The 21,378-nt window shown below is 42.9% G+C and carries 22 protein-coding genes and 1 riboswitch; of the genes, 14 read left to right on the top strand and 8 right to left on the bottom strand.

All coding sequences use genetic code 11. The features are described from left to right. Position 1: 1 nt before the first annotated feature. From R8G66_11360 to R8G66_11350, 3 genes are all read right to left on the bottom strand, one after another. Positions 2–424 carry a hypothetical protein gene (locus tag R8G66_11360; protein ID MDW3192958.1) on the bottom strand — a complete coding sequence of 141 codons (423 nt, stop codon included), beginning with the start codon at positions 422–424 and terminating at the stop codon, positions 2–4. 202 nt (positions 425–626) lie between these two features. Beyond that, positions 627–2,057, bottom strand: coding sequence for a YdiU family protein (locus R8G66_11355; protein MDW3192957.1), 1,431 nt, complete (start codon positions 2,055–2,057; stop codon positions 627–629). Between the two features lie 150 nt (positions 2,058–2,207). Next, positions 2,208–2,645: a DUF1761 domain-containing protein gene (locus R8G66_11350; protein ID MDW3192956.1), complete on the bottom strand. Its 438-nt coding sequence runs from the start codon at positions 2,643–2,645 to the stop codon at positions 2,208–2,210. A gap of 138 nt (positions 2,646–2,783) precedes the next feature. Here R8G66_11350 and R8G66_11345 point away from each other — a divergent pair, with 138 nt between their 5' ends. Together R8G66_11345 and R8G66_11340 are read left to right on the top strand one after the other, a co-directional pair. After that, positions 2,784–3,770 carry a helix-turn-helix domain-containing protein gene (locus tag R8G66_11345; GenBank protein MDW3192955.1) on the top strand — a complete coding sequence of 329 codons (987 nt, stop codon included), beginning with the start codon at positions 2,784–2,786 and terminating at the stop codon, positions 3,768–3,770. 347 nt (positions 3,771–4,117) lie between these two features. Further along, the gene (locus R8G66_11340; protein ID MDW3192954.1) at positions 4,118–6,055 is read left to right on the top strand and encodes a TonB-dependent receptor; all 1,938 of its coding nucleotides are present in this window, start codon (positions 4,118–4,120) and stop codon (positions 6,053–6,055) included. Here the strand turns inward: R8G66_11340 and R8G66_11335 are convergent. Beyond that, positions 6,052–6,573, bottom strand: coding sequence for a hypothetical protein (locus R8G66_11335; protein ID MDW3192953.1), 522 nt, complete (start codon positions 6,571–6,573; stop codon positions 6,052–6,054). The genes R8G66_11340 and R8G66_11335 overlap by 4 nt on opposite strands. A 103-nt stretch (positions 6,574–6,676) precedes the next feature. After that, a riboswitch (cobalamin riboswitch) is annotated at positions 6,677–6,885 on the top strand. Between the two features lie 127 nt (positions 6,886–7,012). On the opposite strand from R8G66_11335, the gene R8G66_11330 reads away from it, so the two are divergent. From R8G66_11330 to R8G66_11285, 10 genes are all read left to right on the top strand, one after another. Beyond that, on the top strand, positions 7,013–7,516 hold the full coding sequence (locus tag R8G66_11330) for a bifunctional adenosylcobinamide kinase/adenosylcobinamide-phosphate guanylyltransferase (protein MDW3192952.1): 504 nt from the start codon (positions 7,013–7,015) through the stop codon (positions 7,514–7,516). Positions 7,517–7,529: 13 nt separating this feature from the next. Next, entirely contained in the window at positions 7,530–8,591 is a 1,062-nt protein-coding gene (cobT, locus tag R8G66_11325; GenBank protein MDW3192951.1) for a nicotinate-nucleotide--dimethylbenzimidazole phosphoribosyltransferase, read from the top strand. Continuing rightward, complete coding sequence (locus R8G66_11320; GenBank protein ID MDW3192950.1) at positions 8,588–9,373, top strand: adenosylcobinamide-GDP ribazoletransferase; 786 nt, start codon at positions 8,588–8,590, stop codon at positions 9,371–9,373. The genes cobT and R8G66_11320 overlap by 4 nt, the downstream gene beginning before the upstream one ends. Then, positions 9,358–9,894, top strand: coding sequence for an alpha-ribazole phosphatase (gene cobC / locus R8G66_11315; protein MDW3192949.1), 537 nt, complete (start codon positions 9,358–9,360; stop codon positions 9,892–9,894). Before R8G66_11320 ends, cobC begins: the two co-directional genes overlap by 16 nt. 248 nt (positions 9,895–10,142) lie before the next feature. Continuing rightward, positions 10,143–10,850: a hypothetical protein gene (locus tag R8G66_11310; protein MDW3192948.1), complete on the top strand. Its 708-nt coding sequence runs from the start codon at positions 10,143–10,145 to the stop codon at positions 10,848–10,850. A 358-nt stretch (positions 10,851–11,208) separates the two neighbouring features. Beyond that, on the top strand, positions 11,209–11,706 hold the full coding sequence (locus R8G66_11305) for a hypothetical protein (GenBank protein MDW3192947.1): 498 nt from the start codon (positions 11,209–11,211) through the stop codon (positions 11,704–11,706). A gap of 636 nt (positions 11,707–12,342) precedes the next feature. After that, positions 12,343–12,843, top strand: coding sequence for a hypothetical protein (locus R8G66_11300; GenBank protein MDW3192946.1), 501 nt, complete (start codon positions 12,343–12,345; stop codon positions 12,841–12,843). A gap of 187 nt (positions 12,844–13,030) precedes the next feature. Then, positions 13,031–13,837 (top strand): leucine-rich repeat domain-containing protein, encoded by an 807-nt coding sequence (locus R8G66_11295; GenBank protein MDW3192945.1) that lies wholly within the window; start codon positions 13,031–13,033, stop codon positions 13,835–13,837. A 164-nt stretch (positions 13,838–14,001) separates the two neighbouring features. Continuing rightward, positions 14,002–14,469 (top strand): response regulator transcription factor, encoded by a 468-nt coding sequence (locus R8G66_11290; protein ID MDW3192944.1) that lies wholly within the window; start codon positions 14,002–14,004, stop codon positions 14,467–14,469. Positions 14,470–14,572: 103 nt separating this feature from the next. Then, positions 14,573–15,070: a DUF4199 domain-containing protein gene (locus tag R8G66_11285; GenBank protein ID MDW3192943.1), complete on the top strand. Its 498-nt coding sequence runs from the start codon at positions 14,573–14,575 to the stop codon at positions 15,068–15,070. 36 nt (positions 15,071–15,106) lie between these two features. On the opposite strand, the gene R8G66_11280 is transcribed toward R8G66_11285, so the two are convergent. After that, entirely contained in the window at positions 15,107–16,249 is a 1,143-nt protein-coding gene (locus R8G66_11280) for a hypothetical protein (GenBank protein ID MDW3192942.1), read from the bottom strand. A gap of 348 nt (positions 16,250–16,597) precedes the next feature. On the opposite strand from R8G66_11280, the gene R8G66_11275 reads away from it, so the two are divergent. After that, a complete protein-coding gene (locus R8G66_11275) occupies positions 16,598–17,521 on the top strand; it encodes a hypothetical protein (protein MDW3192941.1) in 924 nt (307 codons plus the stop codon). Between the two features lie 6 nt (positions 17,522–17,527). Here the strand turns inward: R8G66_11275 and R8G66_11270 are convergent, their stop codons facing one another. The 3 genes from R8G66_11270 to R8G66_11260 all read right to left on the bottom strand — a co-directional run bounded on the left by R8G66_11270 (position 17,528) and on the right by R8G66_11260 (position 19,687). Beyond that, positions 17,528–18,436: a GTP-binding protein gene (locus tag R8G66_11270; protein ID MDW3192940.1), complete on the bottom strand. Its 909-nt coding sequence runs from the start codon at positions 18,434–18,436 to the stop codon at positions 17,528–17,530. 176 nt (positions 18,437–18,612) lie between these two features. Further along, positions 18,613–19,194: a hypothetical protein gene (locus tag R8G66_11265; protein ID MDW3192939.1), complete on the bottom strand. Its 582-nt coding sequence runs from the start codon at positions 19,192–19,194 to the stop codon at positions 18,613–18,615. Then, complete coding sequence (locus R8G66_11260) at positions 19,166–19,687, bottom strand: sigma-70 family RNA polymerase sigma factor (protein ID MDW3192938.1); 522 nt, start codon at positions 19,685–19,687, stop codon at positions 19,166–19,168. The genes R8G66_11265 and R8G66_11260 overlap by 29 nt, the downstream gene beginning before the upstream one ends. Before the next feature lie 127 nt (positions 19,688–19,814). Between R8G66_11260 and R8G66_11255 the strand changes: the two genes are divergently transcribed. Beyond that, positions 19,815–21,215 (top strand): amidohydrolase family protein, encoded by a 1,401-nt coding sequence (locus tag R8G66_11255; GenBank protein MDW3192937.1) that lies wholly within the window; start codon positions 19,815–19,817, stop codon positions 21,213–21,215. Positions 21,216–21,378 lie beyond the last annotated feature (163 nt).

Raw genomic sequence — 21,378 nt, 5'->3', positions numbered from 1 at the left:
TTTAAACAGACTCTTCCTCAAAACCTGATTGGATAAAAGTCAATGCTTCTTCCAGGCTACCTACTTCATAGTTATTGATGCCGCCTAATGCTCCTTGCCATCTTTTGTTCGCATTATTCGACAGAAAACTTGTGCTATTCACCGTGATAATATCCCGGACTCCCAGTGCAAATAGCTTTGGTACATTTACTTCCCCCCACCATGCAATGGTGTCAGGTAAGAAAACACTTTTCGTGTTGTGCATATCAGCGATAATCGTAGTGACTTGATGTTTTTCTACATGAATGTTGATGAGTTCTTCCCAGGTTTTTGAGACGATGGTCACTGGAGCGGCATTATGATGCCATTCAAGACGAACCACATTCAGGTCGGAATGATACCAGATCGTGGCATACTTATCCATTTTTCCGATTTCGGTTGGCATGTATTTTAAATCTATTGGTTTAAGTAAATAACCTAAACAAACCTCAATAGTTTTCATATCTAACCGTACAGGCGCTGAGCTGGATTTAAAGAGGCTGAACCTGTTGATATCTGGTCTGAATTACATACTTCACAAATGTTCCGGTCTCTTTTGCTTAATTGGATTATAATCAACCCTAAAACCTGATAAAAATATTGGCTTATTACGTCCCACAAAACGTCTGATAACTCGCATCGAAGTTGGCGGGGACCATCTGAAGGATGGAGGAGTCATCATAAGGAGAAGCCAGTTCATTGAGCAGCAGGTGGAATGGTTGCATTTCTCCCGAAACCGCGGCATTTAGTACATCTTCTACCATGTGATTTCGTGGGATAACGACCGGATTGGTTTGTACCATCAGTGCCTCACTTTCAGCAATTGTAGCATTCCTTGATCTTGCAATTTCCCATTTTGAATGCCAGGAATTGAAAGATTCATCTTGACTCAGACGGTCAATCAATTCACCACCACGCCTCAGCTCGGTAAAGAAGTTGGTATAATCGACGCGATGATTTACTAATTGATGCAGACATCCTTGCATCAACGCACCATCTTCTTGAATAGGATGTACAATGCCCAGTTTTTGGGCCATCATGTCGAAATTTGCACTGGAGAAATCTTCAGGAAAGCGATCCAACGCTGCTTCTGCTTTTTCTTTAGCAATTGCTTCGTCCTTATCAATCAAGGGAAGGAGTGCATTGGCAAAAACACTCAGATTCCAGTAAGCCATGTTAGGTTGGTTTCCGAAAGCATACCGCCCTTGTGTATCGATGGAACTAAATACCGTTTTAGGGTGATAGGCATTCATAAAGGCACATGGACCATAATCAATGGTTTCACCAGACAAGGCCATGTTGTCCGTGTTCATCACACCATGGATAAATCCCACCCGCATCCAGTCGATGATCAGGTCTTTCTGCTTTTTCATAACCGTCTCCAGTAATGCCAACGCATGATTTTGATGATCCAGTAGTGCCGGATAATGCCTTTGTATGGTGTATTGCAGCAGCGCTTCCAGGTCGCCGGGTGCACCAAAAAAGCGTGCATACTCGAACGTGCCTACACGGATATGGCTAGCAGCTACACGGGAAAGGACCGCACCCTCACTTACTTGCTCCCGGTACACCGGATCGGTGGTTTTTACAACCGCCAGGCTCCGCGTGGTTGGGATACGTAATGCATGCATGGCTTCACTGATCAGGTATTCCCGCAACATGGAATAGAATGTCGCGCGACCATCTCCTCTTCTTGAATAAGGCGTTTGTCCCGACCCTTTGAGCTGCAGATCGTATGTCCCTAGTTCAGTTTCAATTTCGCCCAATAGTACGGCACGACCATCACCCAATTTGGTGAAATGACCGAACTGATGTCCGGCATAAGCTTGAGAAATCGCTTTGCTACCCGGTACCAATTTATTGCCGGAGAGATAGGCAAGGGCTTTTTCCTCTTCCTGTAGATCTCCTCCGATTCCCAGGGAATTGGCCAGTGATGCATTGTACAAAACCAGGTCTGGATTTCCTATGGGTGCTGGTTTTTGCGCCGAGTAGAAAGTACCGGGAAGTTGTGTCGCGTATGTGTGTTTTAGCCAGGACATGAAGATGCGTTTGTTGTCTAACCAATAGCGAAAATAATTGGTTCTGGCGAGGTGTTAATCGATGCAAGTCTTTACCCCGATAAAAACAGGCCACAATCCCATAATCGAATTTCCCTCCTAAGGACAGAGGGAAATATGTCCGACAAATGCTTACATAAAGGCAATGATCATTGCGGCAATCACAAGACTAAGAAAGTGGTAGCCTGTATTGATGAAAAATAACGTCCATGATTTTCGTTCCCAGGTGACAACACCAATATCCACAGGTAAATAAAAGCCCATCCAGGTGAAAAAAGCGGCCATCATTGCCACACCATAAGCTGGATAGGGAGAAGGATCAAAACCCCAGGTGAGTGGATTATAAGCTGCCATGTTGTTGGCAAGTACCCAGGCAAAAAGAAAGTTTCCGATCACCATAGCAATCATTCCGCCAATCATCAGATTTTTAGGGGGTTTCTCATCCGGGTCAAACCCCATTTCTCGAGACCAGACTTTTCCGAAAAGTGGTGTATACCAGGCGAATCCAAAGAAAAAATTAGCGACAACTGCAATGAGTACAGCAGTCATATTTACACTTATTTCAGGCATATTTTAAGAAGGTTTAAGTTTTTCGTTAACAAAGCTATTGGGGGTGAAACTGCCATGAGATGGTCATTAGAGACATACTGTGGGGTTGATAGTGACCAAACCACGTGGTACTTTTGATCAGGACTTAAAAGCTCAAAAATGAAACATGTATCGGTACTCGTACCAGAAGGACCGGCAGTGCTCAGCAGCATCGTTGGCCCTTTCAAGCTCTTTGGTCAGGTGAATAATTTCCTGGCACAACAAGGGTATCCGCCTTATTATGATATTCAGTTAGTCGGTCTCAATAAAACCACCACTTTATACGATGGCATCTTTACCATCCAGCCCCACGTCACCATCGATCAAGTTGATAAAACAGACCTCATAGTAGTCACAACGATCATGGGAGATATGGAGGATTCCTTATCCAAAAACAATGCTTTCCTGCCGTGGATCAATGCCAGGTTTAGGGAAGGAGCGGAAGTAGCCAGTCTTTGTATGGGGGCATTTTTGTTGGCAGCCACAGGTATTTTGGATGGCAGACGAGCCACCACTCATTGGGTCGGAATTGATCAATTCAGTGAGATGTTTCCGGAGGTATTGCTGCAACAGGATAAGATCATTACAGATGAAGATCGGACCTATACCAGTGGTGGTGCCTATTCGTTTTTGAACCTGTTGATCTATCTGATCGAAAAGTACAATGGCCGGGACATGGCCATCATGAACGCAAAACTTTTTGAGATAGATATTGACCGCTACAGCCAATCGGAGTTTGTCATATTCGAATCCCAAAAGACCCACAGTGATACTTCTATTCAAAGTGTTCAGTCGTTCATTGAAAGCCATTTTGGAGAAAATATCACTTTGGAGGCGCTCTCGGAACAGGCGGCGCTCAGCAGAAGGAACCTGATCCGGCGGTTTAAGAAAGCAACACAGAATACGCCTTTTCAATATTTACAAAGAGTGAGAGTAGAAGCTGCTAAAAAATTGCTTGAACGGACAGATAAAAACATCACGGAAGCAATGGTGGAAGTGGGCTATTCTGATAATAAGGCTTTCAGGTCTGTTTTTAAAAAATATACCGGCATATCACCTGTTGACTATCGCAATAAGTACAACAGTCATTTTTCCAGGCAATCGTAATTTCAATCTCTATAACCTGGGATTTTTCCTGAGAAATAGTGCCGGATCGATTGTCGCTATTTTATTGAAAGATTACCGGTATTAAGGTATTTGAAGGAAGAACACAAGGTTGCGACAAGGGACCAATCATGTATGGTAGGCCGGTCCAAGGCATTCGCTGCAAATGCACTTTTGACCATCTTTTAAGAACAGATTCCCCAAAGATATTTTTCAAGACTCCACAGGTTATTATTTTTGTTGGAAGTCAACCAGATTCTCCCTATTTCTATTTATTGCGATTCCTGAATACTAAATTGTGTCAGGATCTTGGAATAGAACCGTTTGTGGCATGATGGCATGTAGGGTAAGTGAGCCCTGGCCTGGGTGCTTCTTTTGATGATAAAATGATCAACCAACCTATACCAAAGGCATTTTTTGCCGCTTTAGCTGTTTGCCTGAATGTTTCAGTTCTGGCCCAGGATACCCTGAACGTTGTTCAAACTCATGATTACATAGAGGCTGGGAGTAAAGTTGAAATGACCCTCGAAAAATTCGGGAAAGCCATTTACCGATTGGACAGCCAACAAATTGCTTCCAACAAAGGGAAAGACATTTCCGATCTACTCAATGAAATTCCGGGTATCCATGTAGATGGAAACTTCGCCGCCCCGGGAACGAGCCTTAATCTGTGGATCAGAGGAGCCCAAAGTGATCAGACTTTGGTTTTGATTGACGGAATACCCTTTAATGATCCCTCGGGTACTGCCCAGGAGTTTGATCTAAGGTTACTAGATCTCCTTCAAATTGAGTCCATAGAAGTGATCAAGGGGGGGATGGGGTCCCTCTACGGAACGGGGGCATCCGTAGGCGTGATCAGTATCGTTACAAATCAACCAGCGAATGAAAAGTTCGTTGGAAACCTCAATTTCGATTTGGGTAGTTTCAACACGTCTGCTACTCATATCGATTTGTCGGGTACCTCCGGGGGCTTCAACTACCTGGTCAGCAGTACAACCCGTGGTTCCGGTGGTTTTTCTGAAGCAAGAGATACTTCCGGAAAACAAAATTATGATGATGATGGGGCCAATTCAGTCAACTTCCTTGGGAAGGTTGGCTATCAATTCTCAGATCAATTTTCAATAGGCTTTACTTCTGCCTATCATCAAGTTTTGAGTGATATTGATGGCACGATGTTTTTGGATAATGTTTCATTTGCGGATTTGAGCTTGCTTCGAGTGGCATTTAATGCTAACTACAATTGGTCTAAAGGAAGTATACGTGGCAATTTTTCTTATCATAGAAACAAACGAACCAATGATCTTCAGGGTATTGGTGGTCCCGCGGATCGTAAGATCTTCAACTTCAGTGGTAATTTTTTACAGGCCGATGTGATGGTCAATCAGAAGCTTTCGAATGAATTAGAAATGATCGGAGGTATCAATCTTCAGCAACCCACCTGGGAACCGGAAGAAGAAATGGCAGATACAGTAAGCTTTACAATGTTAGATCCTTACATGTCGTTCATCTATAATAAGGAAAACCTCAATGTCCAACTCGGTGGCCGATTGAGTTTTCATAGTATTTCCGGTACCAATTTTGTGTGGGATATTAACCCGAGTTATTTATTCGATTTGGGGTCAGGTAAACTCAAAGTATTTGGAGCTTATGCTACCACTTTTCTTACACCGACTTTGAGGCAGTTCTACGGAGGGGATTTAAATCGGCTGGTAAACGATGCAGGAAACCTGGACCTTGACGCGGAACAATCTGAAACCATAGAAGGAGGAGCTAACTGGATTGCGATAGGCAAATTGAGTGGCGGAGTAGCTTATTTCTTTCGGAAAGACAAAAACTTCGTCGAGTTGGAACTCAATGAGGATAGGACAATAGGCAGGTATGTCAATCTCACAGCCGAAAGGGAAGTGAATGGGCTGGAATTGAATGCCCGGTATGCGTTTTCGCCACAACTTAGCTTGTCGGGCTATTATACCTACACGAATGCACTGACGAGATTTACTGTCTTAAGAAGAATACCTAAAAATAAATTCCTCTTCACCCTTTCTGCTTTACCTGTGGAAAAACTGCTGGTAAAATTGACATACTTAGCTGTTGGTGAAACGCGTGAAAACAATGACATCTCACTTGATACCTACGACGTTTTCGATTTGGATGTCTCTTATGATTTGAGTGAATCCATTTTTATAGCCGGGAGTATCAACAATGTGTTTGACGAGGGTTTTGTGTCCAGGAATGGATTGAATTCCACTAAAAGAAATTTCAATATCGGGTTGAGATATCGCTTCTAGTCCTTCAACTCATCCGTGAGCTCATCCATCACGCTATTGATTTTCTGTTTGAGGCCACTTAAGTCTACATCAACGTCCTTCAACAGATCATCCGTTTGTTTTTTAATGTTTTCCCAATTCTCATCGGATGCCTCAGCTACCTCCTTCATGGATGCGTTGATGTCCTTTTTCGTTTTTAATAATTCCTTTTTGGCTTTTTCCAGGCGTCGTTTCGTTCGCCCTTTCTCACTGGCAATTTTAGTATCCAGTTCTTCAATGGCCTGATCAAGGTCCGCGCCAATGGATTCAAATTTGCCGGTCAGCTCTTCCTTTTCTTTATTGAGTTGGTCTAATCTCCGATCCTCTTTCGTCCCGCTGCAGGAGGTAATGAGTAAGGCAAAGGCGAGAAAACACGTGATGATTACTGGCGATGTGATTTTTTTCATGTCGGTCAAACTTATGATCAATAATTCGAATTTTCCAGATTTTAGTTCCTTTTCGTAAATGCTTTTTGAATAGGCGAGTAGGTCGTATTCCATTATGAAATCAACTAATAATCACTGCGATTCTGATTTTAATAATTGTATGCGTTATGCTCTAAATACGTCAAAGTTGGATTTTTGATTTGGAAATTGATTTACATAATTTCGTGCCGTTACTGGTTTCATGGATGCGAAATTGTAGCCATGAATGAAAAGGGAATCTTGTTAAAATCAAGAGCTGTCCCCGCAACTGTAAGTCCATAATTGTTGAAGTCATATCTAATCCACTGTTGAGATCTTGAAGGTTTTGATGGGAAGGAAGCTAAAACAGGACAAGCCAGGAGACCTGCCAATAACATGTTAAGCGGATGCTTTCGGTGGAAGAGCTGAAGATGACGATCGTATGAATTCCAAAGACCATTTCGGCTAATTTGTCTGTAAGTATAGTCCACGAAAGTTCCGCATTAATTAGAAAACACGTTAATCATAACTGACCTTGATTTATTACATCAGTGGAGGCGAGCGATCAGGTAAAAGTCGCTATGCGATGGACCTGGCAAAGGGATTGAGCGATATGCCAGTCTATTTGGCGACTGCCAGACGGTGGGATGAGGATTTTGAAGAAAGGGTGGCTCGCCATCAGGGTGACCGGGATGATCGTTGGGAGACATGGGAAGAAGAGAAGGCGATCAGCCAGTTGGATCTGGAAGGTCGTGTGATTGTCATAGATTGTGTGACGCTCTGGTTGACTAACTGGTTTGTAGACCTGAAACAGGACATAGATGCTTGTTTGCAATCCTGTAAACAAGAGCTTGAACTAATGTTCGAGCAGGAAGCCACTTTGATTTTTATTTCCAATGAGATAGGCATGGGCGTTCATGCCGAAACACATGTCGGACGTAAGTTCGTCGAACTGCAAGGATGGATCAACCAATTCATTGCGCAACGAGCGGACAAGGCATTTTTTATGGTATCAGGTTTACCCTTACAATTGAAATAACTACTAGCAAAACATGAAGAACAATGACTCAGAATGGTCAATCGCATCCGTAGACACTACCCTTGATCAGGAGATTTGGAATAAACTGAACTTGAAAACCAAGCCACCCGGTTCTTTGGGAAAATTGGAGCAGTTGGCGTTTCAGGTGGCACGAATTCAAGGCAGTCTCAACCCATCATTAAATAAGCCCGTGGTACTCGTCTTTGCTGGCGATCATGGCATAGCCAGCTCGGGTCTGGTGAATCCCTACCCACAAGAGGTCACGCATCAGATGGTTATGAATTTTCTTCAAGAAGGGGCAGCGATCAATGTCTTCGCCAAGGTGGCGAATATGCAGGTAATGGTCGTCGATTCGGGCGTCAATCATGCGTTCGGCGAAACGCCCAATCTGGTCAACGCTAAAATGGGTATGGGTACTACAGATTATCGCCAAGGACTGGCCATGTCCCCCGAAACCTGTCGCCAGGCACTTGGAAAAGGAGCGGAGATCGTGAAGCAATTGGTCCGAAAGGGAACCAACGTGATTGGATTCGGAGAAATGGGAATCGGCAATACTTCGGCCGCTTCATTGATCATGAGTACGGTCTGTGACCTGCCTTTATCATCCTGTGTAGGCAAAGGAACCGGAGCCGAGGATGATTTCCTAAAGCAGAAATTACAAACATTGGAAGAGGTCAGTACCTTTCATGGGCTGGATGCCACGACAAAACCTGAAGAGATCCTTGCGACTTTCGGCGGCTTTGAAATGGTCCAGATGGTAGGAGGGATGTTGGCTGGTGCTAGCAGTAAGTGCCTGCTTCTGATAGATGGCTTTATCTCTACCGCGGCCTTTCTGATTGCTCAACAGATCCGACCTGAGGTCAGGGATTATGCCGTGTTTACCCATCGTTCAGAGGAGCAAGGCCATATCGGTATGCTGGCTCACCTGAAGGCCGACCCTTTATTGGAACTAAACATGCGATTAGGAGAAGGGACTGGTTGTGCGACCAGCTATCCGTTACTGCAAATGGCAGTAAATATGTTAAACGATATGGCCAGCTTTGATACAGCTGGTGTAAGTACTTCTACCACATGAGAGAGGAGATCAAAATATTTTTCACTGCGCTAATGTTTTACACCCGAATCCCATCCCCGTCCTGGGTGGATCACAGTCCGGAGTACATCAACAAATCGGTACGGTATTTTCCAATGATTGGCTGGATCATCGGTGCACTCTCGGGAATAGGCTTGTTGGCTGGAAATTGGATGGTGAGCCCCTTGTTTGCCAGCATGATATTTATTGCCATCTCTGTGTGGTTTACGGGCGCTTTTCATGAGGATGGGTTTGCGGATGTTTGTGATGGTTTTGGCGGCGGCTGGACCAAAGAACAGATCCTGACCATTATGAAAGACAGCCGGGTGGGGACTTATGCCGTAGTAGGGCTTTTGATCCTATTAGGGTTGAAAGTATCCCTTTTGATACAGATCATCCCAAAATATGACCCATTGCTGTTGTTACTCATCGTCATCAATGGACATACTCTCAGTCGAATGATCGCCGGTACCGTGATATTTACCCATGAGTATGTAAGGGAAGACGAGCAAAGCAAAGCAAAACCCGTAGCCAAGTCCTTTTCGATCACTAATGTTATCGTATCGCTTCTGGTGGGCCTGATCCCCACCGCGGTGATTGCCTTCATGACCAATGATTGGTGGTGGTGCCTGGTGCCATTGCCTTTGTATTTGTTCAAGATGTATTTGAGTCGCTTCTTTCAGAAGCGGATCGGTGGATATACCGGAGACTGCCTGGGAGCTACCCAGCAGATGGTAGAAGTAGTGTATTATGCCGTCGTAGTGATCTTATGGAAATATATTTAGTTCGTCACACCACCCCCGACATTGCTAAAGAGATCTGTTATGGGCAGTCCGATGTGCTTCTGTCCGGCAACTTTCCAGAAGAAGCGAAAGCGGTCTTGCAACAACTTCCCGACAAGATTGATGCAGTGTACACCAGTCCTCTAGATCGATGTAAGGCATTGGCAAAAATGATTCCCAGTCCAAAATTGACGGAAGCAGCTGAGATGATGGAAATGAACTTTGGAGATTGGGAACTCCGGCCCTGGTCAGCTATTGACCAAGAAGAACTTGACCCATGGATGGCGGACTTTGTGCACCATCAGGTACCCAACGGAGAATCCATGCAACTCCTGGTCAATCGCGTCAATACCTGGTACCAAAACCTGTTGCAAAGCACCGACACACGGGTAGTAGTGGTATGCCACGCTGGCCCCATCCGCGTTTTGCTTTCCCTCATCAACCATACACGGCTGGAAGAAGCTTTTCAGCGCTACAGCGTGGCTTATGGAGAGGTGAAGCGTGTGGAAGTTCCCGGTTCTTAGATGATCGTTTTGGATTTTCTGCTAAGAGTGGTTGGGTTATAATGTAACGCGATCTGTTTCGATGCAATTGCTAATGAATTAAGCGCCGAGTCAATCCCAGGATTCGTAATGATAAGGTATTTAGTTGATAACGTTTCAAGATACGTCTAAAACTCATTAGCTTAGTTACTATATTAGAAATAGAAGGAATAAAGAACATTCTATTTTGATGTTGTCAACAACAATCACCACTCGATCATTTTGCGAATATGAACCGAATCGACTTTCCCACCTTTAGTTACCTCATCATTTCAATTATGGGCGGTCTCCTAATGTGGGTTGGAGCCTTGACAAAGGAGTTGATTTACGCTTCAATTGGAGGGGCGCTAATAGGTACTGGAATTAGCGGTTTGATTGAAATTTTCAAAAAGAAGAGTCAGTATGATGATTTCAATAACATATTGAAGAACTCGCTTAATCCAGAAGGCTTCAAATCTCGAGAAGAGGATATAAAAGCGTTTAGAAGAAAATGGCATTTATACTGGTCAACTGTCAACAATAGTGGCTTGGAATTTTGGAACTATACTGTTCTTGATTTTTCGAAAAAACCAAGTGTTGGCAACTTAACGGCTGAACTTAAACTTCTTAATTATGAGAAGAAAGAATTCAATTACAATCTTGAGGCTTTTAAGAAAGATAATTTGAGTCCGTTCACTATGATTCATCAATCTTTGAGTCACAACGAAGCGAGAGCGATCTATATTTTTCAGGATTTGAACTTGGAAGCTCTTTATGGCTTTCAATATCATATGGACTGGCAAAAAGAGAGAAGGATTTCTTGCACAATTATGAGTCCTGACCCATTCTTTAAAAACCAAAAAACTGGACCTCTTGACAATTCTCAAGGAGACGAACTCCAGTCCAAATGGGATCAGAACTTTAAGAGAAAGACTAGAATTTTCACTAACAAAAGCTGATAACAGTTGCTGAAGTTGCATATGCTGACGTGCTTCTACTACTTCTGTGTAATCCCGCTCGGTAGCTTTTGCAATGCTGTCGGATGTTTTTGGTTTATAATATCACAGAGGTAGAACGAAGCAGGTTCGCAGGAGTGGGGGAATGGGGTAGCTCTCTATAAGCGCTTAGTTGTTGGTTTTAGGTTTTTCGCAGTAAATGGCTTGGTGATGGGAGGGGTATGTTTTATTTTCACTGTTTCAGTACAGTTGTACTTAATTCCAGCAACAAGCGCTTGGGATTGATCTCCAAGGTTTAACGCTTAAGCATAATACGCATTTGTACTTGTTCTATGGATATTTTAGTCATCACTCGAAAGTTATGAGAGAAAAGATATGGGGTAACTTTATTCGAACTAAATATCAGGCTCTTTATTTGAGTCATTTCAATTCGTACATCCGAACCTTTGATAGGATAGCCAATGTAACAGTTGCAATTGCATCATCTGGAACAATAGGCGCCTGGCTTATTTGGAAGGAATACCCTATTGTTTGGGCATCAATTCTTGGTGCCTCACAATTAACTAATATCATCAAGCCATTTTTGCCTTATTTGAAAGACAAACAGACACTTGCAGAGTCATACATATTTTATGAAACTCTTCATCTCGATTACGAGAAACTTTGGAGTGAATTTGAAACGAACGAGGATGAAAAAATGGCAACCGAGAAATACTTTCAACTTAGAGACAAAGAACTCCAAATTCTTGACAAACTAAAAAGTATTAAGGTGAACAATAATAAAAAAGTTGAACGATTAGCACGCAATGAGTGGGCTAACTTTCTAAGTTCAAATTATAATGTAACTGTTGAAGACTAATGGCAAATGAGAGATCAAATCCAACACCAAGGCCAACTCCACCGACAAGGCCCACTCCGCCACCTCCAAGTACCCCTAAGAGGACAAATATTCCAACACCAAGAAATCCACCACCACCGCCACCTAGAAGGTAAGAATTAATATGTATTAGTCATGTGCCGCCAGCTTTTATAAAGTGTCTATCCATCAGCATTCTCATTACTGGTGGAATGTTTAGGTATCTCATACGCCTTCAAAGGAATTTACTTTATCAAAAGAATTGAATTTATGCAGGTGTAGAGAAATAGTATTAACCCCTTTGGAGAAGTTCAGCTTGCAAATGCTAGTTTCATTGCCCACATTAATTATTTACCATCCATCATGGAGCTAGATTATTGCTATCGGTGTGGACAGCCAGCAAACTCGAGAGAACATGTTCCTCCGTTATGCCTTTTTCCCGAATTTAAGGACGTTAAACTTAACCTTAGAGAAAATTTGATAACGGTTCCATCATGCGATCTGCATAACTCAAGAAAGTCCAAGGATGATGAGTTTTTAATGTTATCAATTACGAGTCTATTCCAAAATAACCTTATTGGATTTCTACAAACACGTACTAAGATTAACAGAGCATTTCGGAGAAAAAGCAAAGATTTTTTGAATAAAGAGATCGTCAGAAATGCAAAGTCAGGTGTCGTACGGACTAAGTCAGGAATCGAATTTCCAGTTTTACAGGGGAATATGAATACTGATCGCTTAATAGATTGTTTTGAGAATATTTCCTACGGGCTTTATCGGCATGAGTACAAGAAAAACTTTAATGGAAAGATTACAATACTGCTTGGGTTTGCCACATTTCAAGAAAAGAACGATGAAACAATGAAAAATTTCATTGCTAGAAGATTTGAATTAGAAGAAAGAGCTTTAGCTATACGTGGGGCTAACCCACATGTATTCACATACCAATTCTGCTCACCCGATGAATTTGGAATAATTGGAATGAAAATGACTTTTTATGAAGGAACAGCGGTTTATGTTGCGTATTTACCATCGGGCACAGAGAAACCGTACAACCTGGGGTTTGATTTGATAAAGCAAGGGTTTCGAACAACAGTGTCCCTAGGTGATGAAGAATTTACGTTCAATGAAAACGACTAGACTAATTGCTTTTGGGAATAAACCAATTGTCTGAAACACTAATGTAAAACAACCCCCCACTCGCCACAACTTGCTTTTTGTCCATTCAAATGCCTCTAAAGCACATGCGCAATCCAATTACGATCTAAAGAAATCATTCTTCTTTTTTTCATATTAACTTGATAAGAAGAAATCACACCAGGACATCATGAATAGCAGCAATTCCGAAATACAGAATAAGGTACAGGATAGAACAACAAAAGCCTGGCGGAAGCTTTGTGAATACATAGAAGAACTTGCTGAAAATGGGGAAGATGAGTTTGTGCCGAGGGAGTTTTTGGGAGATGAATTATTTGCACAGATTCATACCTTGCCAGAGACCATTTCCAAACTCAAGAAGGTCAGAAAAGTTGGGCTGTACGGAAGTGCTCTGAAGAGAATTCCGCCCGAAATTGGGGAAATGGAATCCCTCGAATATTTTGATCCTTATACCTCCTATGATTTACACTGGTTGCCATATGAGCTAACCAAATGCAAGCAATTAAAGGACAGTCGAATCAGTACGAGGGCGCTGTATGGTAACTACAAAAATCGAATGACTTTCCCATCGCTGGATCATAATCCTGTCAGGTATGATGGGGCTGTTTTGAGATGTAGTGTGTGTGAAAAAGAACTAACCTACGAAACGACCAACCAAATGTGGATCAGCGCCTATGTTGGGACCGACACAATACCTATGCTTGCGAATCTCTGTTCAAAAAGGTGCGAACAGGATTTACTGACTCCCCCTAAAGATTATGTTCAGGTTCCTCATAAAGGTGGGGTTGATTTGATCCAACCCCCTGATGAAGATGAATTATGGAAACTTGAAATAAAAGCACTAGAAAAAGCTGAGAAGGAAAATCACCACAAGGAAGAACTTGTCAATCGATCAAATAAGGATCCTGAAAAAGTTAAATTGAATATGTCGAAACTTCCGATGTTAAAACTTGTTCGCAAAATTTGGGAGAAGTAAAAATGATAGTCCATTCTCCAGGAAAGACCAATAATGATGAGGTGAAGGAAACAACCTCATTCGTATAACTTTCTATGCCGAAGATCACCATTAATCATCCGAATTGTCTTCGAGGAAATTGGCTATCTTTCTCAGGAATTATCTAATGCATCTGCTCATTTTGAATGCAAGTGACTCGTGAACTAAAACATATTCTACTTTACGGTCTCATTTTAGCCGCGCTTATATTCGGATTGAAGTGGCTGCAATGGAATTTTTTGATACTGGATAATGCCATAGATATTTACATCGGTTTGATAGCAGTAGTTTTTACCGTGTTAGGAGTGTGGATCGCTTCGCAAAGTATCAAGCCAAAAACCGAAACTGTCATCGTAGAGAAAAAAGTAATCGTACCGCAATCCAAAACATTCATTTTAAATGAAGCGGCTTTGAGGGAGCTTGCTCTTACCAATAGAGAATTTGAAATTTTACAATTGATCGCGAAAGGGCATAGCAATTCTAAAATAGCTGACCACTTGTTCTTGTCCTTAAGTACCATAAAAACGCATGTTTCCAACCTTTTTACCAAGATGAACGTCAATAGCCGGTTCCAGGCCATCACCAGGGCCAAAGAATTGGAACTTGTGGAATAATACTTTGGTATGACATTTATGATTTAGGCACAATCGGTACCAAAGTATGAAGTGCTTTATCCGCTAACATTCTAGTTTCACTGGAAATTTAAATCGAATACCTATGAAGAAGGTCATCTTAATTTTTGGCAGTGTGATCGGGTTAGTATTAGCGACGAATTCCATATTCCACATGGACATGATGTATTCCAATCCCGACTATGTAGGGAACGATGTAATTGGATATGCGACCATGGTCATTGTGTTTTCAGTGATTTATTTTGGCGTAAGGAATTACAGAAACAAGTTGCTGGATGGCCAAATTAGTTTTCTGAAAGCCTTGAAAACAGGTGCCTTAATTTGTTTCGTAGCTTCTACCTATTACGTGGTTTTGGGTCTGCTGTATTATCATTTTGTAGTGCCGGATTTCATGGACGTCTATGCGGATTATATGATTAAAAATGCGCCGGCCAGTGAGGTAGAGGCCACAACAGCTCAGATGGCAAGTTTTAAGGAAATGACAAAGAACCCGTTCTTCCTTGTTTTATTTTCTTATTTCGAAGTGTTGCCCATCGGTATGATTGTCGCGCTTATCTCCGCATTGATTGTAAAGAAAAAGTAAGTGCTACCAGCGTAAGCTGGATGGTCACGTGTATGATCAGGGATTGACTCTCCTCACGACTACAGCATTTGGAGTGATCAAGCCTCCTTTGCCCGGCGTGATACGGTTACTTACAAAGGAGCCATTGCTGGTATACATGGGAACGGAGGAACTGCCACTGGCTCCCAGCAGGAGATTTCCATTCAATGTGGCCACGCCTTCTGGTTGCGCAACCCCGGAGATAAAGGTTTCCAGAAAAACGCCTTCCGAATCAAATCTTTTCACACTATTAGCCGACCAATCATTGACGAGCATATCCGATCCATCAAACCAAATGTCCGTGGGCCCCACCAGATTGGTATTGATGAATGTGCCGATCTGGTTGCCCTCCGGATCGAATTGTAATACGAATCCACTTCCGCCATCATTGAATGAAGCGACATAGAGGTTGCGTTGATTATCCCACGCCATACCGATGGCTTCATCGATCGAGGTATCGGTAAAGTCATCGACAAAGGTCCCATCTTGCTCGTATCTGCGAACTGGTCCGCCATTCCACTGAATGGCATAGATGAGCCGGTCAGGCCCAATATCAATCCGTGTGGGTCCGTTAAGGTTGGCGGCAAAGGTGCCTTTGAACTCACCTGTTTCAATATCGTATTGATTGATGTTGTTACCGCCGAGATTTGAGACCAGCACGATCTGCTGATCTTCCAGAAAGATGATGTCCTGAGGTCTGGATAAGGCGGTAGAGATGAATGCTTCGGGATGTTCTCCGTTCTCGTCATATCTCCAGATACGATGCGGCCCGTTTCTGTCATTGCCCACGTCACTGACGTATATTTCGGTTCGTGGAGCTGAACTGTCCCAGATCGAGAGGCTGGCTTCGGCCCGGAGGTCGGAAACCTGCGCTACGACAATCGCTGTACCTACCGATTGGGCCGTAAGTACGCCATTTTGAGTGATGGTGGCGTGATCATTTTCAACAGACCAGAGGATTTCATCATTGATCTCAAAAGGTTGATTGTTCTGGTCAAATCCGTCTAACTGCAAGGTGGTTTGTTCGGAGGAAACGACATCTAGCCTGATCCCCTGGTCCGTTACAATTCGTATTGTGGTAAGCACCAGAGGTGGTTCCTCATTAGAGCTACAAGAAGTGACAAAAAACAGGAAGATGAAAAAATAGGTAAGGTGTCGCATGAGGTGGGCTTTTGGGATTAACAACCCGAATGGCCAAAAACCTCATATGGAGGGGCCTCGTAAAAATATGAGAATACGCCTGCCTTATAGGTCACAAATAATGGAAAAATGGAGTTATTGCACGTGAGCTAAGGTTCCTTCACTTCGACCGTCAATACTTAGATCAACAAGGGACCGTTTTCGATCGGGAATCCTTCTACGGGATTACCGGATAGTTTGACATCCTTGTATTCAAAGTGGGCCAGGGCTACAATTGAAGACTGTAAGGCAGTTGTCATTTATTGTTAATTCAAAAAGGGATGTGCTCCATAGTTTTTATTCCTTCTCAAATGTCCTTGTCTTTGATGTATGAAGAACCACCTTACTATTTTCTTGACCCTGATGATCTGCTATTGTAGCAAGCACACAGTAGCACAAGATCTGACAAATAAATCCCCTGTCTATAAACATAACATGGCGGAAGACTATGAAGTCAGCTTTCCTGAGGATGGAGGACAGGCTACGCTTGTTTTGTTTGGTGGATTTCCTCAACGGGCGACTGACATCAAGGAGGAATTTGATTTTTTGGAACTTGCTAAAATGCATCAACTGTCCGTAGTGTACATGAACTACAATCGAAAATTGTGGCTCACGGATGCGGAGAAACAATCATTGAGTGAAAGGTTGGTTGCTATTTTTAATACCCTCAATCTATCTACAGATAAGGTACATATTGGAGGCTTTTCCAGTGGAGGAAACATTGCCTTACTGCTTTCTAATTATCTGGTAGCAAACGAGCTATCCGTGCAACCCCAAGGTGTATTTGTGGTGGATTCACCGGTTGACTTGCTGGAACTCTATCGGTTATGTGAGCGGAATATTACCCGACAGTTTTCTCAAGCCTCCATGCAGGAAGCTGCCTTTTTGGTGCGGTTCTTTGATCACTTTTTTGGTCCTCCTGAAAAGGATAAGGAACCTTACGAAGAACATTCTCCATACACTTCGGAAACGAAAAACATCGAGAACCTTTCAAGTTTAGATGGTGTGAAAATCCGGTTTTATTCCGAACCCGATGCACAGTGGTGGAAGGACAATAGACAAAACGAACCAACAGATATGAATGCCCATTGGATTGAGAAGCTATCGACGCAGTTAGCTGAGGAACTACCGAATACCAGGGTAGAATACATTACTACTGAGGACAAAGGCTACCGTGCCAATGGCGACCGGCACCCCCATAGTTGGTCCATTGTAGATCAGGAAGAATTGGTTCGCTGGATGCTTGGCAATTGATTGAAGTTATGCTTTTACCGCAGCCAAATTCCCTTCGATTGCCTTCTCCAACACCGAATATTCACTACCAGGCCCTACCGTTAGCAGTTTGGGTCCGGTAGTTGGTTCGCCGTAAAAGGGGCGAATGTTGATGGTTCCGTCCGGGGTGCGCTCAAAGAATGTGTAGTTTTCCTCTGTACCTATTTTGGTACAGCCTTTTACGCGGAGCATGCTTTTGGGTAATTCTTTGCAGATGTGTTGAATACAACTCATGTCTGGCAAAACAGGGAGGTCGATGGAGCATGAAGACCAGTGGGCTTTCAGGTGATCCAACTTTGCGGCTTTATTGGTAGAAGGCACAAGTTTAGGAAGGAGCGATACATCGATTTCGTCTGAGGTGATGATCTCCGCGGTAGGATTCAGTTCGGCGATGCCTTCTCTGACTTCCACTTGTCTCTCAGGTCGGGTATTTTCCAGATGGGTGAGCACAATCAGGGAAGAGACCTGGATTTGATTCCTTTCTAATTCATTGTGTTCGGCTCGTCGTTGCCAGTTTTTGACATCCACCACAGAAACCTGTACCGGAGGTAAAAACCGATCTTCCAATCCAACTCCTAGAAAACCCATCAATGAACATGCATCGGAGGTGCCATTCGCTTCAATCAGGGTAATGCCATTTTCTCTTTCCGGGATGCTGTTGACGTAATATCGAAGTTCACCGATACCACTGCAGCATATGCAACTGCCATTGAGTGGCATGATCTCTTTCGGACCCAGCTTTTCCAGGAACTGCTGCATGTCAAGGGAAGCATTTTCATAGTCATTGAGGATGATATATGGACTCCAACCTGTCTGCAAAAAACGATTGGTCAATTGCTTGAGCAAGGTGGTTTTACCTGCTCCTAAAAACCCTACTATGGTGATGATTGCTTCCATAATTACTTGTTTATCTCGTCATTGCGAGACTTCCGAGATGGCTATTCGGGAGTTGCGGCAATCTTTTGACGAGAATAGGCATAGCCCCGCGAGATTAACTCTATTTGGAGGTCGCTTAGTTCCTGCGAAAGTAGGCATATCTCCACTTCTTACTTGTTTGCGACCAATGGAAAAGTTTAAGCTTCAGCATCCACTTCAGCCTCATTTATTTCTCTCAGTAAGCCCGATAAAGACTTGATCCTTCGGATGTAAAAAAACCAGGCATATCCGAAAAGTGTCAGATTGATGATGATCAGTAAAAAGATGAGTAGCACACCGCTGGATGCAGACAACCATTCACCCCAAGGAAGGCTTGGAGCAATTCGTGATTTTGCGGACACCACCACAATGCAGGCGAAAATTTCTACGGTAAGCATAAAGGTGATGACAAAGGACTTCAAGATGCGGATACAATTCGTGAGGAATTCCCGTAGTTCATCCAATAATTCTAGCCTTTTCAAGCGCCAGAGGGTACTCAGGTTTAGGATTCCACCGACAATGGAAACGAGGCAGACCAATACAAATAACTCAACACCCATCAGGTCTACTGCGAACCAAAAAGGGATCAAGAGACCAAAAGAAGCCAACATTTCAACCTTCAATACTTTTTTGAATCGGTCGATTTCTGATACTGACTTTCCACTTATAATGTTTTCCACGACTTTCTCATCCGAAGGACTTTCGGGAATGTCATTCCATATCTCTTGCAAATCGTTCATCAACAATTTCTTTTAATTTTTTCTTAATTCGATTGACTTTTACTCCGACGTTTGTAGCGCTTAACCCAACGACATCCGCAATTTCCCGGAGATCTTTTTTCTCCAGATAGAGCATGATAATGGTCCGGTCTATGGGACGCAACAAGGCAATGGATTCGTACAATATTTTTACGGGACTATCAGGCTTAAAAAATTCATGATTTTGTTCCTGCAAATCCCGAATGACTTGTGCTTCTGTTGGATGATCCACCCTTTTTTTCCTCTTACTCAGGTTATAAAGACAAACATTCAGGGTCAGTCGATAGACCCAGGTGCCTGACTTTGATTTGCCCTCGAATCGATCGATGGATTTCCAAAGTTGATAGTACACCTCCTGTACATTGTCTTCAAAGTCCTGCACGGAATTGGCATATCCACGGCACAACTTATGGATGATACCCCGGTGCTCTTTCAAAAAGAGATTGAATCGCGCTTGTTTTTCCTTTTGGTTCATGCTCCCTATTAGGCTCCGTGGGGATTAGTGCAGCTCTTCCTCGATTTTTTACACTGATGAAAAAATATTTTTTGAAATGTAAAAAACAGCTCGATCTCATTACTGATGTCTCCAAACAATCCTTAAAATGAAAGTCATAAAAATCATCATCGTGGGAATCATAGTAGCTATTATTTCCATGCGTCATGTCGTCGGACAAGACCTGTTGATCTACAACGTACATGTCATCGATGTAGAAAAAGGCATACTTAGTGAAAATCAGGATATTCTCATTGAAAATGGTATGATTGTCCGGATGGCCAAAACTAAGAAGCGCCGAAAATTGAAGTATGCAGGTAAGGTAATTGACGGCACGGGCAAATATTTGTCTCCCGGTTTCATAGAGACCCATGTTCACCAAACCATGGGACCGGCGGATTTGTCTTTTGTCAACAGGAAACCGACGCTTCGTTTAAATCCATCAGATAGTCTGCCTGAGATTAGCGCTAAACTATTGTTAGAACATGGGATCACTACTGCCAGAGACCCGGGAGGAAAAACGGAATTAACGGTCAGGGCAAAATCGGATATCGAGTCAGGAAAGCTCTTAGGGCCTGAATTCTTTGTAGCAGGCGATATTTTGGATACCCTGGAATTCATTAATCTGACGGTAAAAGTGACCAACGAAGATGAAGTAAGGAATGAAATACTTCTGCAAAAGGAATCTGGTGTGGACTTTATTAAGCTATATACTTCACTGACTCCAGATTTACTTGGGTTTGCTATTAATGAATCTCAAAACTTAGGACTCAAGACTATTGCGCATTTACATACTACGTCATGGACAGAAGCGTCCGAACTGGGAGTGGATAACATCGTCCATATTGTGCCGGCGCATGAGCGATATCTACCAGAAATGCATAGAGATGATTATCGAAGGGCGGCCATGATGGGGGCCATTGGATTCTACAAATGGTTTGAGTATGTGGATTTAGGTAGTCAAGAAATATCTGAATTGATTCAGACCTTGAAAACAAACCATACTTCGATTGATCCTACCCTGGTGGTTTTTCATGCCACGTTCTTTGGAAATACGCCGAAGTATACTTCCAATGCGATGTTGGATAAGCTTCCGAAAGAGTTGGTAGAGAACTGGAAGACCACTTTTAATTTTAATATCGGTTGGTCGGAGCAGCATTTCACTGAAGCCCAGCGCGCATGGCCAAAGGTGCAGCAGTTCGTGAAAAAACTCCATGATGGGGGCGTTTTACTCACTGCTGGAACAGATAGCAATAATCCGTGGATTGTTCCCGGAGATAGTTTTCATGATGAATTAGCGTTACTAAAAGATTGTGAGCTGACCCACGCGGAAGTGCTCAGAATAGCTACGTTAAACGGTGCTGAAATGCTGGGTATTGATCATCGAACCGGAACCATTGAAATCGGTAAGGAAGCAGACCTGGTGCTCTTAAATGCCAATCCATTAGAAGACATACGACATAGCCGGGATATTCATATTGTATTGTCGAATGGTATGGTTATAGAATAAGTGATTAGCAGGCACGTTGTTGATTCTTAGCTGTCGCGCGATTAAAATAAATCGCGTGACTTTAAATATTCGCGTTGAAAACGCGTACAAGCTTTAGGCAACTATCAGGATCCGCTGATGATTTAAATTCATGCGACTATGGTTGATTTATGTTAAATTCATC

The organism is Cytophagales bacterium (assembly GCA_033344775.1).
Taxonomy (GTDB): domain Bacteria; phylum Bacteroidota; class Bacteroidia; order Cytophagales; family Cyclobacteriaceae; genus JAWPMT01.
This window is presented reverse-complemented; position numbering and strand designations above follow the sequence as displayed.